The organism is Erwinia sp. 198 (assembly GCF_003937915.1).
In the GTDB taxonomy this organism is placed as follows: Bacteria; Pseudomonadota; Gammaproteobacteria; order Enterobacterales; family Enterobacteriaceae; genus Erwinia; species Erwinia aeris.
On record NZ_RHUM01000003.1, the window covers coordinates 63,485 to 77,825 of the forward strand.

The window sequence follows — 14,341 nt, forward strand, 5'->3', positions numbered from 1 at the left end:
TGTGTTTTTTATTTATTTTTGGCACCCGAACGGTGAACTTATTTTTTTGCTTATATTTGAATTAGCTGCATCTAAAAATCACATTTCTCCTTTGATAGTCTGCTGCGTCTTCGTTATGGATAGCTATTCCAGATAGTGACCGGTTCTTTGGCATCTGCTTGTGTTGCTCAAAAATCGGTAAGCCCAGCGGCAGGAAGGTAAGAGGTTAAGCATTCTCTCGTTAGCAGAGTGATAGCTGGCTTGCAGACTGGATGATTTATAAACCTGGTTTCGCGCCCAGTATGCCGCTCCTGAATGAATTTATACTGTTCAGTGTTGTTCATCCCGATATTCCTCTGGCAAGTAGCCGTTGATGGGACGCTGGCTGGCAGTGACGCTGCCGGAAAGTTAACCGGCAAACTGGCAGAGCCGGGCCAGACAACGCCCCTTTATCAACGCGACTATTTTAACCTCATCACATCTGCTCGCTATTGTTCCATAGCTTAAGGAACCAGGCGGTTTTTCCGTTCACTTACTCTTTCTTACCTTGCAGTAAAGCCGGACCGGGCTGCCCTTGCCTTGCCGGTTTGCTACCCGAAGCAAATAAAAAGGAAGATTTATGTCAACATCCTTAAGCAGTGCTCTTATTCCCTTGTTCAATTACCTCAGGCTAACGCCTGAGGTACGGGGCGATGAAGAAGCCTTTGAGTTAGTGATGTGGTCGGATTTATCGCTGCGGCTTTTGCATTATCCCGGTAACCACATCACCTTTAGCTGCCTGCTACCTTTCAGAACGGCTGATGACATCACCACTGAGCTTCTCTGGGAATTTCTGCAGGCAAATTTGATGAATGAAGATTTCCCTCCCATTGTGCTGGCGGCTTCGGCAAACAGTAACGAGATAGTGGTATGGTCACGTTTGCCAATGAACGCGGCAGATCCTCAGGCCCTGATTGCGCTATACGAAAATATCGCTTTTTATACTCATGCGCTGGGACAGCGTCTGGGCATCATCAGCCAGCGCCTTCCTGATGAAGTGGGAGCCTGATTATGATGCGTATATTTTCTTCTGGCAGCAGCCGCCAGACTCAGCAGAGCCAGCCCGCTCATCAGAGCCTCAGCGCGACACAAATGCAGGCATCCGGCCCCTTTCAGCATCAGGTCAGGGTAGTTTCACCACAAACGCTGCAAAGCATGGATCTGGCGGCGCAAGTTCAACAGGAAGTGCGTACGCAATTAGGGCGCGGTGGTAATCAGTGGTTGCCGCTTGTTGCCGATAAGGGAGAAAGTGCAATGCGCGGTATTATGGCCGTGCGCGCTACGGACCGTTTTAGTCATGAAGCCAGTGAGCGCTTTATACAACGGTTTCCTGACGCGGCGACAGGCCTGGATCGTGCTTATGCAAGTGGACACAGCGTCCTGAAAGTACAGGGAGCACATTGTCAGGGATTTGCCGATCTGGCCTACACGCATGTGGCAGCCAGAGGAGCCAATAAGCCCGTGTTTAATACTCTCTACAATAATGACCATGTGCTGGTGCTGTTAGGTGACAAACGTCAGGAAGATCCGGTAGTGCTTGATGCCTGGCAACATCTGCCTATTGTGACCACGCTGGATAACAGCAAGCTCGATCCAGGCAGGCTTGACGTTATCCAACAGCGAAACGATCCCCGCCCCGATCCGCACGCCCAGTGGGCGCTGCGCCATGTCCGTACCATGCCAATGGCGGAGATTGAGGATATATTAACCTCGACTACCTATCCGCCGGTGGGGAAAAAGTTTGTCAAACATATGGTAGAAAGCGCGCGAGCAAACGAACCAGGACGTTATGACGTACGCTCGCTGGCGAAAGATCCCAGTACCCGCTTCACTGACGATCCCGCCCGGGCGGCGAAGCCTTTTGACGTCATGTCTGCGTCATCCCTGTCCAGTGCCCGACGAACGATTGAGAAATATGAACAGGCTGCAGCTGCCGATCCCGGAGGCTATGGCAAGGCAAAGCGTTTCTGAATACGGTATCAGTGAACGGCGCTTTACGCCTGCGTAAGTGCGCCTGCATCCGACCTTGTCTGAGTAAAAATTTACTCGTCGGCCGGTCGTTTACGACACACTTGTAGCAACCTGCAGCATGGCAGAAGAAATGTTTTTGGTCTTATCTCAGGATCAGTGATGAGGAACGCCTTCTAACCTGCGGAATTTTCAACAAAATGCTGATTTATTCAGCAGCCAGTTAAAAAGGTGCAATCAGGCTTTGACATCCTTCTGCCCTCTGGATATTATGCGCCCGTTCCAACAATTCCTCTGTAGTTCAGTCGGTAGAACGGCGGACTGTTAATCCGTATGTCACTGGTTCGAGTCCAGTCAGAGGAGCCAGATTTAAGAAGCCCGCTTAAAGAAATTTAAGCGGGCTTTTTGCATTGATGTTTACCATAGCGTTTAAACGTGAAGGCTTTTATCGTTTTGTGCATTTATTATTTACCTGCAACGGCCCGTTGCGAAAATATTCTTTCTTAGCAGGCCGGGTCTATTTCGGCTTCGCCGGGTAAATTCGCCGACGCACAGCTTTTCCGTGAAAAGAGAAAGGCCATGCGCTGGCTGAACAACTCAAGCGATATTGCCTTGTCCTGCTGGCTCTCCTGTTCTGGCTAAAGCGCTTTATAGCGCGCTGCCGCTTCCGCCTGTCTGATATCCGCAAGCAGAGCCTGACGAGCAGCATCAAGGGCATCCCAGCGTGCCGCATCATGTAAAGGCGGAATGGTCACGCGTTCCCGGCGGTCAAAGCCAACCAGCGCGGCATCGACCAGCTCGCCCACTTCCATCATTTGGGGCAAGGTGCGGGTATCAATGCCTGTCCGCTGCCAGATTTCCGTATAGGTTCCGGCAGGAAGCACCGCCTGCACGTAAATGCCTTTGGAAGAGAGCTCGTGCTCCATCCCCTGCGATAAAAAGAGAACAAAGGCTTTGGTCGCGCCATAGACCGACATGCCAAATTCAGGGGCCAGGCCGACAACGGAGCCGATGTTGACGATCGCGCCGTCACCAGCTTCGACAAAGCGTGCCGCCGCCGCCCTCGCCAGTCGCGTCAGCGCCGTTATGTTAAGCGCTATAAGCTGCTCGATCGCATCAGGCTCCTGACCGATAAAGTTACCCGACTGGCCGACTCCCGCGTTGTTGATAAGAATACCAATCCGCGCATCATCACGCAGACGAGCTTCGACGGCCGTTAAATCTTCCGCCTGAGTTAGGTCAGCAGGCAGAACGTCGACGGAAATCCCCCTTTCGTGCCGCAAACGTTCTGCAAGGCTCTCCAGTTTTATCCTGTCGCGAGCGACCAGCACAAGGTTGTGGCCCCGTGAGGCGAATCGTTCCGCGTATACAGCGCCAATCCCTGTAGAAGCGCCGGTAATAAGAACTGTCGATTGAGTCATAATTATTCTTCTCTGTTAAAAAATAAATGAGAGCGGCACCTGGCGATACAGACAGCATCGGGGCGCGGGCAAGGTTATGCGTTAACGGCGCCATCAAGGCCGTAAGGGGGAAACAAGTGCTGGCGCTTCCCCTGCCAATAAACGTCCGATGACGCAAATTAATGATGGTGATCGTAATCTAAAAAGTCAATGGGTTTGATTACGATCATCATCAATGTATACTGAGTGTGGAAATAACAGGTGGAAAGGGTAGACCGATGAAGGTGTCGAAAGAGCAGGTTCGTGAAAACCGCAGGCGCATTGTCGAAACGGCTTCGGAGCTGTTTCGCGAGCGGGGCTACGACGGTGTGGGCGTGGCGGAGCTGATGTCAGCCGCCGGTTTAACCCACGGTGGGTTCTACAAGCACTTTGGTTCCAAAGCTGATTTGATGGCAGAGGCGCTGGGCTGCGGTTTTGCGCGCTCCGCCGAGAATGCTTCAGGTGCCGGTAGGGAACAATTTGTTGAACACTACCTGTCAAGGCAGCATCGGGATACGATGGGAAAAGGGTGTGTGATTTCGGCGCTGGCGGCCGATACGGCGCGTCAGCCTGAATCAATCAAGACAGTATTTGCGGCGGGTATTGAAAACCATTTGGCCCGTTTAGCTCATAAAGAGCAGGCAAGCGCCGAAACGCGTGCCGACCTGCTTGCTACCCTTGCACAGCTTGTCGGCGCACTGGTGCTGTCACGTGCCTGTCCTGATGATTCTGCCCTGGCCGATGAGATTCTGGCTGTTTGCCGCTCGCGTATTCTTGCTCGGGAAGACGAGGCGAAATAATTTTCCGATTTAAAAAAGCCCGCTTTTACAGCGGGCTTTGTGCCTTGCGGCAAGCCGCCATCAGCTACAGGAGATCCTGCCAGGTCATAATCAGCTTTGCCGGCAAGGGTTCCGCCAGCAGCGCGGCGTCCGGCTGCCAGCTGTCCCAGGCACGGAAAGCGCTGAAATCAAGCCCGGTCAGGGTTTCCAGCGCGCTGACGGCAACGCGGTATTCATCCACATTGGGCACCGCTTCCGGCTGCGCCTGCGGCAATACGCGGCGCGGTTCGTCCAGCAATTTATCCTGGCTCACCAGCAGTGCCGTAGCCTGCGGCTTGCCCTGCGGTCCGATGCGCAAAACGACCTTCCAGAACATCAGCGGCACCGCTACATCCGCATATTGCCTGCTCTGATCGTTAAGCACCGGCCCGGTCAGCACGCTGATCCGCTGCTTTGACTGCAGGACGCCAGACTCAAGGATGTAGCGCTCAACGCCCTGCCAGTACTGCAAACTCTGATTAAAGCGGAAATGCTGCGGTGAGCAGTTGGTAAAGTGAAAAGTATCTTTATTGGCGCGAACCGCTTCGGCCGCGCTGCCCCAGGTGGGATCGCTGCGGCGGGTCAGATGACCCCGATCGAACCAGCGGCTGAACTCGCTGTAAAACGCCTGACCGGTGACGAAACGGCTGTCGATACGGCTGTCTTCATACCAGCGGTCGCCCTCCGGCAGCAGCGAAGGCTGTCCACTGTCGCGATCGATATTGATATAGCTCGCGCCATCAATGTTGGTGGCGGTAAAAAAGGCCAGCCGCCGCTCGCCGCTCATCAGCAGAGAAAAATGCTGATAGTCGAGCCTGGCCTCTGCGCCTTTGCTGCCGTCGCGCAATGGGGCGACTTCCGCCGCGCGCGGAGCGATAATCTCCGCCATATCAATATGCGTACCGGCAAGAAAGTCGGCCTGATAACCATCACGATTACCATAATTGCTCTCCGGCGCGGCGGCGCTGGCGACGGGACGCAGCGGCGTGGCGTCCGAAGTTAACGCCTGCATCAGCTGTGCCTGCATATCGGCGGACAGCTGCGGCAGCTCGCCTTTCAGCCAGTCGGTTAAGGCGCTGAGGCGTATGCCTTCATTAACCCATTTTTCGCCGTCCTCAACGGCACCGTGGTGTAGCGCCACCAGCTGCCAGCCGTCGTTGAAAACGGGCGCGCCGGACGATCCGCCCTCGCTGTCGGCTTCGTAATGCAGAAACTGCTCGTGCCGCGCCAGCAGCGCATTATTACGCAGCGTGAGCTGCTGTGGCGCGCCGCCCGGATGGTGGATAAGGTTCAGGCTGATGCCCAGCGCATGTTTATCGTTGCGATCGTTAAGCGCCAGCGGCAACGGCGTCTCCCCGCTGCCGCTAAGGGCTTCGCCCAGCGCAATCAGCGTGCAGTCAAACGCCTCTGTTGGACTGGTCAGCCAGAAACGCTCTGCATCCAGCGTGTAAAGCCGCCCGTCGCTAATTTCGCCGGTCTCGCTCTGACGGAAGCCGAACTGTACCGTCACCGTGCCTGAAGCAGGCGGTTCAGGCAGCACGTGATGGTTGGTGATAAACAGGCCGCCGTGGGTCAGAAAGCCGCTGCCCTCAGGAATGCCGTCTTTGCGGATCAGCCCTACCGCCCGCGCCGAACTCAGGCCCTGCTGCAAAAAAGAAACCGGCAGCAGATCGCACTCGCCAATAATCAGGCTCTGCCGGGTTCGCTGCTGAAAAGCATAGCGCTGCGCGCGTCGCCGATCCGGCTCGGCCTGCTCACCCTGCGCCAGGGCCGCGCGGGTTTGTTCTCGTTGCTCTGCGGTCAGCGCCAGTCTTGCAGCAATCAGCTCGTTAATTTTCATTCGCCTCTCCATGCCAGGGATATGTGCCTTTTAACCATAGCTGCTGCCTGTGACGGAACAAGCGCTACGCTGTTACGCCCTCGTCATGCCGTTCCGGCTGCTGCGATATTTTATCGGCGTCATGGCCAGGTTTTGCCGTGAAACGGTGCAAAAATATTGCGGCGTGCTGTAACCGCACAGACGGCTGATTTCGGCCACCGGCAGCGAGGTGGTTTCCAGCAGCTCCTTCGCTCTGGCAAATTTCTCATCCTGGATCACCTTATGGATCGTGGTGCCCAGCTCGGTCATAAATTTTTTATCCAGATTGGAACGAGAGGTGCCGACCGCTTCCAGAACTTGTTCAACGGTGGCGCCCCGGCAGGCGTTTTTACGGATAAACCCCATCGCCTTCACCACCATAGCGTCGATAATCGATCGGTAATCGGTAGACTGCCGGGCAATCACGCTTTCCGGGGCAACTATCACCGGTTCACTACTTACGCGACGGCCTGAAAGCAAATTGTCCAGCAGCCTGGCCGCTTCGAACCCCATCCTGCGTGTGCCCTGTACTACCGAAGAGAGCGAAATTCGCGACAGGTAACGAGTTAATTCTTCATTATCAATGCCGATCACGCACAGGCTTTCCGGCACCGCAATGCCAATATGCTCACAGGTTTGCAGGATGTGCCTGGCACGGGCATCCGTGACGGCGACGATGCCGGTATGGGCGGGCAGCGAATGCAGCCACTCGGCCAGCTTTTGCTGGGCCGTTTCCCAGGTGTTGCTGTCCGTGACCATGCCTTCATAAAGCATGCCGGGAAAAGCCATATCGCAGGTCAAACGCCGGAACGCCGCAGCCCGCTCCTGCGCCCAGCGTTTTCCTGCCTCGGCGGGCAGGCCGAAAAAAGCGAAGCGCTCAATGCCTTTCTCGGTGAGATGATGCAAAGCCGCAGCCACCAGCGCCTCGTTGTCCGTGGCAACATAGCTGACGCCGGGATAGTCTTCCCGATTAGTGTAGGAGCCGCCCACGCCTACAACAGGCATGGCGATCTGACTAAGCTGCTCGGCCAGCTGCGCGTCGTCGAAGTCCGCAATGATGCCGCTGCCGGAAAGAATGTTCTCGTTCAGGTGATGAACGCTGAAATCTTCTTCTATGTAGATATCCCAGTCGCACTGCGAGGCGTAAAAATACTCGCCTATCCCCTCAATAATCTGGCGGTCATACGCTTTGTTAGCGTTGAACAGCAGCGAAATTCTGGCGTGCCTGGCGGGAGCCTCATTTTTCTTCATATTCTGACCCTGAAACTAAAGCGACCGCTTCAATATGAAGAGTTTTTTTGTAAAGACAAGGGATTGGGGCGAGCAACCGTCAGGCCTGCTGGGGCGATCAAAAAAATGCGGCGCGGCTTCCTCCCGTTACCGCGAAGAAGCCGCTGACTACCGCTTAACGCAAAGCGGTGGCGTTGCTGCCAAAACGGCAGGCTTGTCGACAAGCTGTGCCTGCCCCTTAAAGCGAGGCGGTTTGTTGATAAAGCGCGCTGAACAGCCTTTGTCGCTGGCGGTAGAAATCATGGCGATCGGCACGGGCCGTATAGCGGGACTCCAGCGGCAGTACCGGCAACAGCTCCGCCGGTGAAACGCCCGGATGACAGCTCATGCGGGCAAGCCTGGCAGCACCCAGCGCCGGGCCGACATCGCCGCCCGTGCGGTATTCCATGGTTACGCCGGAGATATCAGCCAGCAGCTGCCGCCAGAAGGCGCTGCGCGCCCCGCCGCCAATCAGCGTGACGGCCGCCGGCCTGACGCCCGTCGCCTGTAGCGCGGCCATTCCTTCCGCCAGCCCCAGACTGACGCCTTCCAGCACCGCCATCGCCAGATCTTCCGGGCCGTGCTGATGGGTGAACCCCCAGAACACGCCGGTCGCGTCAGGATTATTATGCGGCGTGCGCTCACCGGACAGATAAGGCAGAAAACAGGGCGATTTATCTCCCGGCTTCGCTTTTTCGGCCAGCGCCAGTAGCGCCGCTACCGAAGGCTGCCCGGTCAGCCGCGCCGCCCAGTCCAGACAGGAAGCGGCGCTGAGCATCACCGACATCAGGTGCCAGGTATCGGGCAACGCATGGCAGAAGCTGTGCACCGCCAGGTCCGGGTTGCTGAGAAAGCGCTCGCTGACCGCAAAACAGACGCCGGAAGTGCCCAGCGACAGCATCGCCTGGCCAGGCTGCCAGATCCCGGCGCCAATCGCACCGGCGGCGTTATCTCCCCCGCCCGCCACCACCGGCAGCTCAGAGGGCAGCGACCAGCGCTGACTCAGCTCTGCGGTTATCTGTCCCGTGACTTCGTTGCCTTCAAATAGCGTCGGCATCTGGTCGCGCGTCAGTCCACAGGCGGCCAGCAGCTTATCGCTCCAGGCGCGCTTGCCGACATCCAGCCACATCGTGCCCGCCGCGTCGGACATATCGCTGGCGAAATCGCCGGTCATCCGCCAGCGTAGATAATCCTTCGGCAGCAGAACATGCGCTATCTGATTAAAGATCGCCGGCTCATGCTCTTTTACCCACAGCAGCTTTGGCGCGGTGAAGCCCGGCATCATCAGATTGCCGGTGATCTTTCGCGCATCCGGTACGCTTGCCTCCAGCTGCTGGCAGGCCCGCGCGCTGCGGCCGTCGTTCCACAAAATAGCGGGCCGCAGCACCTCCTGCTGTCGTCCCATCAGCACGGCGCCGTGCATTTGCCCGGTCAGCCCGACAGCCCGAACCGCCTTCAGCGACCGCTGTGCGGCCAGCGCCAGCATCACCCGATCGGTGGCCTGCCACCATGCCTGCGGATCCTGCTCCGACCACAAAGGATGAGGCCGTGAGACGGTCAGCTTCTCCGTGTGGCTGGCCAGTACCGCGTTGTTTTCGTCCAGCAATACGGCTTTTACGCCGGACGTACCCAGATCGATTCCTATATACATGCGTCGCTTCCTCTGGCGTGAGGCTAAAAGACACTAGCGGTAGAGCGCCTGGTTGACAATATTTTCCAGCCGCTCCTGATGGCCGCTATGGTGCTCCGGAAAGAACGCTGATTTTTCCGTATAGCGCGCCAGCTCCTGCAAAGAGTATTTCCCGGCAAGAATGTCCTGGCCCAGCGGGCCCTTCCAGCCCGCGTAGCGTGCTTCGCGAGCCTGTTCAAGCCGTCCTTCTTCGATCAGACGAGCGGCAATCCGCAGGCCCTGTGCCATCACATCCATCCCGCCAATATGGCCGTAGAACAGATCGTAAGGATCGGTGCTCTGACGACGAACTTTGGCATCGAAGTTCAGCCCGCCCGTGGTGAAGCCGCCCGCTTTCAGGATCTCATACATAATCAGCGCGTTTTCCTCCACGCTGTTCGGGAACTGATCGGTATCCCAGCCCAGCTGCAAATCACCCCGATTGGCATCCACAGAGCCAAAAATGCCCAGCGCTGCCGCCGTGGCAATTTCATGCTGGAAGGAGTGCCCGGCCAGCGTCGCGTGGTTAGCCTCTACGTTGACCTTAATTTCGTTTTCCAGCCCGAACTCCTTCAGGAAGCCATAAACGGTTGCCACATCATAATCATACTGGTGTTTGGTCGGCTCCTGCGGCTTTGGCTCGATGAGCAAGGTGCCGGTAAAACCGATGCGATGCTTGTTCTCCACCACCATCTGCATAAACCGGCCAATCTGCGCTCGTTCCTGTTTAAGATCGGTATTTAACAGGGTTTCATACCCTTCACGACCGCCCCACAACACATAATTTTCACCGCCCAGCTTTTGCGTGGCGGCCATTGCCGCATTAACCTGCAAAGCGGCCCAGGCAAAGATTTCCGGGTCCGGACTGGTCGCCGCGCCCGCACCGTAGCGTGGATGGGTAAAACAGTTCGCCGTGCCCCACAGCAATTTCACCCCGGTCTGCTGCTGTTTTTCCGCCAGGATATCCGTCATCACCGCAAAGTTATGCAGATAGTCTTTGACGGAATGGCCCTGCGGCGCCACATCGGCATCGTGAAAGCAGTAAAACGGCACGTTGAGCTTATCGAAAAACTCAAAGGCGATGTCCGCTTTCGCTTTCGCCTGTTCCAGCTCGTCACCGCCCTTAAACCAGGGCCGATCGAAAGCGCCCGTGCCGAACATATCGGTGCCGGCCCAGCAGAAGGTGTGCCAGTAGCAGGCGGCAAACCGCAGGTGTTCTTTCATGGTTTTACCCAGAATGACTTCATCCGGATTATAAAAATGAAAGGCCAAATCGTTCTGGCTGTCGCTGCCTTCATAAGCAATTTTGGTAATACGGTCGAAATAGTCTGCCATGGTCATTATCCTTAAAGAGATATTCAGGAATTAGCGGGAACCCCATCACTATGCAAACAACAAAGCGCGACACTCAATTATAAAATTTCACAAAGCGGCACTGTAATATCCCAACCATGACCTTAGTCACAAAGTTGCTACCGGCGTGAACGAAGACACCCGTGATCCCTCTCATAAAAAGCAAAACGGGCATAGCGATTACAAAAAATTGTAATTTCTTTGGCAAGTCAGGGAGATTATGTTTACCTCGCGACATAGGGAGTTCAAAAAATAAACGCGTGAAAGTTTATAAAAAGCATCCGTCTTACCTCCAAATATAAACGCGTTTTATCCTGTTCCTTTCTACCCAAGAGGTTTGTTATGGCAATAGCATCCGAGATGAAAGCCAACAATCGTTATATAATCTCTGTCACGCTGGTGGCGACATTAGGCGGATTATTATTTGGTTATGATACGGCGGTGATCTCCGGCACCGTTTCCTCACTGGATAAAGTCTTTATTTCGCCCAGAGGATTAAGCGAGTCGGCGGCCAATTCCCTGCTGGGCTTTTGCGTCGCCAGCGCGCTGATCGGCTGTATTATCGGCGGCGTACTGGGCGGCCCGTTAAGCGCCCGCTTTGGCAGAAAGAAAACGCTGCTGGTGGCTGCCGTGCTGTTCTTTTTATCGGCGCTGGGTTCAGCTTTCCCTGAAATCGGCCACCGCGCCGTTGGTACTGACAGCGGCGTGCCTTATTATCTGTCGGGCTATCTCAGCGAATTTGTGATCTACCGTATCGTCGGCGGGATTGGCGTAGGCCTGGCCTCTATGGTTTCCCCTATGTATATTGCGGAAATTACGCCGGCGAAAATTCGTGGCCGTATGGTTGCCTGTAATCAGTTCGCTATTATTTTAGGGCAGCTGTTAGTTTATTGCGTGAATTACAGCATTGCGCTGTCCGGCAATGCCGACTGGCTGGATACGATGGGATGGCGGCTCATGTTTCTTTCCGGCGCCATTCCTTCTTTATTATTTTTCATTTTATTATTTGCCGTCCCGGAAAGTCCGCGCTGGCTGGCAGCCAAAGGTATGAATGATAAAGCCGCTGCCATTCTGGAGAAGCTTTTTGGTAAAGCGCAAAGCCAGAAAGAGCTACAGAATATTTTACAGTCGGTTAATACCCGTACCAGAAAAAGCGCTCCGCTGTTTTCTTTTGGCGCTGGCGTCATTGTTATTGGCATTATGCTTTCCGTTTTTCAGCAGTTCGTTGGTATTAATGTGGTTTTATATTATGCGCCGGAGGTCTTTCGCTCTGTTGGCTCCAGTACGGATGTTGCTCTGTTACAAACTATCATTGTGGGCGTCATTAATTTAATTTTTACCACTATTGCCATTATGACGGTGGATAATTTTGGCCGTAAGCCGCTACAAATTATCGGCGCGCTGGGCATGGCGATCGGCATGTTTACGCTCGGCACCGCTTTCTACAGCAAAATGTCCGGCGTGGTGGCGCTGGGCGCAATGCTGTTTTACGTGGCGTCCTTTGCCATCTCGTGGGGGCCGGTCTGCTGGGTGCTGTTGGCGGAAATTTTCCCCAACCGCATCCGCAGTAAAGCGATGTCGCTGGCCGTGGCGGCGCAGTGGGTGGCAAACTATCTGGTTTCCTGGACCTTCCCGATGATGGATAAAAACAGCACGCTCAATGCGCATTTCAACAACGGTTTCGCCTACTGGCTGTATGGCGTGATGGGGCTGCTGGCGGCGCTGTTTATGTGGAAGTTCGTGCCGGAAACCAAAGGCAAATCGCTGGAAGAGCTGGAATCCCAATGGAAAAAATCCGCTTCAGCCGGGCTGAGTGAGAAACTGGCGGACTGATGCGGTTGCCGGAACAGGCCATCGCTTAAGGCTTTGTCGGCGGTTTTTCACCGGCGCGGCGTCGGTGAAAAACCGATTTGGCAAGCCTGCCGGCAAAAGCAGGCTTTCCGTTCAGTACGGGTTCGGTAAGCGGCGAGCCGGTAACCGTCACCGCCTCCAGCAGCTGTCGGCACAGCCTGTCACCCTCTACGCTCTCGTTAAAAACAGACAATGAATAAGCCGCGCGGGCAACGTAGCCGGACGGCGGCAGCGCCAGTTTATCGCCCGGATAAGCCAGCTGTACGCAATAAGTTTGCGCATCCCGGGTAATTTCCGGCCCTGGCAGCGTAACCCCATCCGCCGTCATATCGAATTCCGGATATTTAAAGTTAATCGCCGCATTGAGATTTTTTTTCGGCACGACGGCATCGCCGCAGGCAATCCTGCCCGCAATCAATCCGGGCGCTATTCCCATCGCAAGCGTGGCAACGTTAAGGGAAGCGTTTTACGCGATCCGCCTTCTGCAGCCGCCTGCCTAAACCAGCTGGGCGCGATGGCGCACCTGATACGACAGCCGCCGTTTTTCTCCACTGTCCCCTGTCTTTCCATCTATGCCCTGCAGGATCTGGTTATCAGGCCGGCCTACAGCCTTAAATCCGGCGAGGCCGACAATATTGAAATGAAAGCTGTTGCAGGCGGCCACCTCTTTTTATATGAAAATCCCGCCGAGGTTTTCAGGCTCATCAGCACCTGGCTGGAGACGCGCAGAAGATAGATATTTTTGGGGTCGCCGCCTTTTTACAGCTGGCGAACAGCGCGTATCCGGCTGGTGACAGCGGTCGCTATCATTACCGCGACGGCACACACCCACAAAACCCTGGCGTTGCCAAAGTGCATCACCAGCGGCCCGGCGGCCAGCTCGCCAACGGGGATAGCGACAAACGATCCCATAGCGTCATAAGCGTAAACGCGCGCCAGCTTGTCACGCGGAATATGCGTTTGTAGCGCATGCGCCCAGACCACGCCAAACTGCCCGAATCCCATGCCCGCCAGGCAAAACCCGCCCATCAATGCCAGCGCCGTCGCGCCGGTCGCCAGTTGCAAAACAGGAACGGCACAAAGCGCCACCAGCATGACGCCGATAAACATCGCGCGCTGTGGTCGCCAGCGCAGCGCGACGCACGAGCCGAGGATCAGTCCGATGCTTTGCGCGGCAATCATCATGCCCCAGCGGGTGCGGCCAAAAGAGGCGTCGGCGATAACCGGCCCCAGTACCATGACCATGCCGGTAAAAGCGGCGTTCACCACCGCAAACTGCGCCACCACCGCCCAGACCCAGGCGCGCGCCGTAAACTCGCGCCAGCCGTCGCGCAGATCCAGCCAGAGATTACCCGGCGCATCGACAGGCTGATAGCTAATACGGATGAACAGATAGCGCGGCGCAGCGGCAGCGAACCCCAACGCATCGACAGCAAGCCCCCAGCCCGGCCCGACCGCGCTGGTCAGCACGCCGCCGAACGACGCGCCAAGCACCGTCCCGATATAGATGCCGACCTGAATAAAGGCGTTAGCCTGACGCAGCGTTGGCGGGGGGACGGTTTGCGGTACAAGTGCTGAGGAGGCAGGCAGCGCAATACCGGCCGCCGCGCCGTTCACCGTGCCGAGCAGAACCAGCAGCGGGATAGTCGCCATCCCTTCCAGCACCAGCCATGCCACCACGCCCTGCGACAAAGCAGCCACGGCAGAGGAGGAAAAAAGCACCAGGCTGCGCGAATAGCGATCCGCCAGCACGCCGCCGAACAGCAGAAAGGCAACGTTGAAAATAGAGCGCGCCGCCACCACCAGGCCCAAATCCGCTGCGGAGCCGCCCATATCCAGCACGGCGAAAGCCAGCGCAACGGGCGCAATGCTGTTGCCCAGTACGGTAAGGAAACGGGCCAGAAAAAGATTTCTGAACGGCGCATAGCGGAACGCATGTTGTCGGTGCGGGAGTGCGGCTTTAGCGTTCACACCAACCTTCCTGCGCACCGCCCTGAGAATGATTCCGGCTCAGGCACGGACTGGTGCGATCCCCGCCTCTCCGTGCGCAGCCTTGATACGGGCTGTGGTTTGACGCCGTGCGCCCCGTGGTTTTTCT

Annotated in this window: 11 protein-coding genes and 1 tRNA gene; 5 read left to right on the top strand and 7 right to left on the bottom strand. The window is 56.2% G+C overall.

Annotation, left to right across the window (positions count from 1 at the left end):
• Positions 1–598 precede the first annotated feature (598 nt).
• The 3 genes from EGK14_RS05345 to EGK14_RS05355 all read left to right on the top strand — a co-directional run bounded on the left by EGK14_RS05345 (position 599) and on the right by EGK14_RS05355 (position 2,352).
• Positions 599–1,027 carry a CesT family type III secretion system chaperone gene (locus tag EGK14_RS05345; RefSeq protein WP_125288049.1) on the top strand — a complete coding sequence of 143 codons (429 nt, stop codon included), beginning with the start codon at positions 599–601 and terminating at the stop codon, positions 1,025–1,027.
• A gap of 2 nt (positions 1,028–1,029) precedes the next feature.
• On the top strand, positions 1,030–1,989 hold the full coding sequence (locus EGK14_RS05350; protein WP_125288050.1) for a hypothetical protein: 960 nt from the start codon (positions 1,030–1,032) through the stop codon (positions 1,987–1,989).
• 287 nt (positions 1,990–2,276) lie between these two features.
• Positions 2,277–2,352, top strand: a tRNA-Asn gene (locus EGK14_RS05355).
• 272 nt (positions 2,353–2,624) lie between these two features.
• Here the strand turns inward: EGK14_RS05355 and EGK14_RS05360 are convergent.
• Positions 2,625–3,407 (bottom strand): SDR family oxidoreductase, encoded by a 783-nt coding sequence (locus tag EGK14_RS05360; RefSeq protein WP_125288051.1) that lies wholly within the window; start codon positions 3,405–3,407, stop codon positions 2,625–2,627.
• A gap of 257 nt (positions 3,408–3,664) precedes the next feature.
• On the opposite strand from EGK14_RS05360, the gene EGK14_RS05365 reads away from it, so the two are divergent.
• A complete protein-coding gene (locus EGK14_RS05365; RefSeq protein WP_125288052.1) occupies positions 3,665–4,225 on the top strand; it encodes a TetR/AcrR family transcriptional regulator in 561 nt (186 codons plus the stop codon).
• A gap of 64 nt (positions 4,226–4,289) precedes the next feature.
• Here EGK14_RS05365 and EGK14_RS05370 read toward each other — a convergent pair whose 3' ends face one another.
• The 4 genes from EGK14_RS05370 to xylA form a co-directional block, all read right to left on the bottom strand.
• On the bottom strand, positions 4,290–6,083 hold the full coding sequence (locus tag EGK14_RS05370; protein WP_233598451.1) for a DNA/RNA non-specific endonuclease: 1,794 nt from the start codon (positions 6,081–6,083) through the stop codon (positions 4,290–4,292).
• A gap of 72 nt (positions 6,084–6,155) precedes the next feature.
• Positions 6,156–7,352, bottom strand: a complete 1,197-nt coding sequence (locus tag EGK14_RS05375; protein WP_125288054.1) for a XylR family transcriptional regulator — start codon at positions 7,350–7,352, stop codon at positions 6,156–6,158.
• A gap of 217 nt (positions 7,353–7,569) precedes the next feature.
• A complete protein-coding gene (gene xylB / locus EGK14_RS05380; RefSeq protein WP_125288055.1) occupies positions 7,570–9,021 on the bottom strand; it encodes a xylulokinase in 1,452 nt (483 codons plus the stop codon).
• Between the two features lie 33 nt (positions 9,022–9,054).
• A complete protein-coding gene (xylA, locus tag EGK14_RS05385) occupies positions 9,055–10,374 on the bottom strand; it encodes a xylose isomerase (RefSeq protein ID WP_125288056.1) in 1,320 nt (439 codons plus the stop codon).
• Positions 10,375–10,734: 360 nt separating this feature from the next.
• Between xylA and xylE the strand changes: the two genes are divergently transcribed.
• Positions 10,735–12,225: a D-xylose transporter XylE gene (gene xylE / locus EGK14_RS05390; protein WP_233598452.1), complete on the top strand. Its 1,491-nt coding sequence runs from the start codon at positions 10,735–10,737 to the stop codon at positions 12,223–12,225.
• A 25-nt stretch (positions 12,226–12,250) separates the two neighbouring features.
• On the opposite strand, the gene EGK14_RS05395 is transcribed toward xylE, so the two are convergent.
• Together EGK14_RS05395 and EGK14_RS05400 are read right to left on the bottom strand one after the other, a co-directional pair.
• Positions 12,251–12,679: a hypothetical protein gene (locus tag EGK14_RS05395; protein WP_125288057.1), complete on the bottom strand. Its 429-nt coding sequence runs from the start codon at positions 12,677–12,679 to the stop codon at positions 12,251–12,253.
• Positions 12,680–13,002: 323 nt separating this feature from the next.
• Positions 13,003–14,214, bottom strand: a complete 1,212-nt coding sequence (locus EGK14_RS05400; protein ID WP_125288058.1) for an MFS transporter — start codon at positions 14,212–14,214, stop codon at positions 13,003–13,005.
• Positions 14,215–14,341: the final 127 nt, after the last annotated feature.

What these genes read in the sequence shown, in the direction of transcription:
- EGK14_RS05345 (WP_125288049.1), top strand. Translation starts at nt 599, where the DNA reads ATGTCAACATCCTTAAGCAGTGCTCTTATTCCCTTGTTCAATTACCTC.
- EGK14_RS05350 (WP_125288050.1), top strand. Translation starts at nt 1,030, where the DNA reads ATGATGCGTATATTTTCTTCTGGCAGCAGCCGCCAGACTCAGCAGAGC.
- EGK14_RS05360 (WP_125288051.1), bottom strand. Translation starts at nt 3,407, where the DNA reads ATGACTCAATCGACAGTTCTTATTACCGGCGCTTCTACAGGGATTGGC.
- EGK14_RS05365 (WP_125288052.1), top strand. Translation starts at nt 3,665, where the DNA reads ATGAAGGTGTCGAAAGAGCAGGTTCGTGAAAACCGCAGGCGCATTGTC.
- EGK14_RS05370 (WP_233598451.1), bottom strand. Translation starts at nt 6,083, where the DNA reads ATGAAAATTAACGAGCTGATTGCTGCAAGACTGGCGCTGACCGCAGAG.
- EGK14_RS05375 (WP_125288054.1), bottom strand. Translation starts at nt 7,352, where the DNA reads ATGAAGAAAAATGAGGCTCCCGCCAGGCACGCCAGAATTTCGCTGCTG.
- xylB (WP_125288055.1), bottom strand. Translation starts at nt 9,021, where the DNA reads ATGTATATAGGAATCGATCTGGGTACGTCCGGCGTAAAAGCCGTATTG.
- xylA (WP_125288056.1), bottom strand. Translation starts at nt 10,374, where the DNA reads ATGGCAGACTATTTCGACCGTATTACCAAAATTGCTTATGAAGGCAGC.
- xylE (WP_233598452.1), top strand. Translation starts at nt 10,735, where the DNA reads ATGGCAATAGCATCCGAGATGAAAGCCAACAATCGTTATATAATCTCT.
- EGK14_RS05395 (WP_125288057.1), bottom strand. Translation starts at nt 12,679, where the DNA reads ATGGGAATAGCGCCCGGATTGATTGCGGGCAGGATTGCCTGCGGCGAT.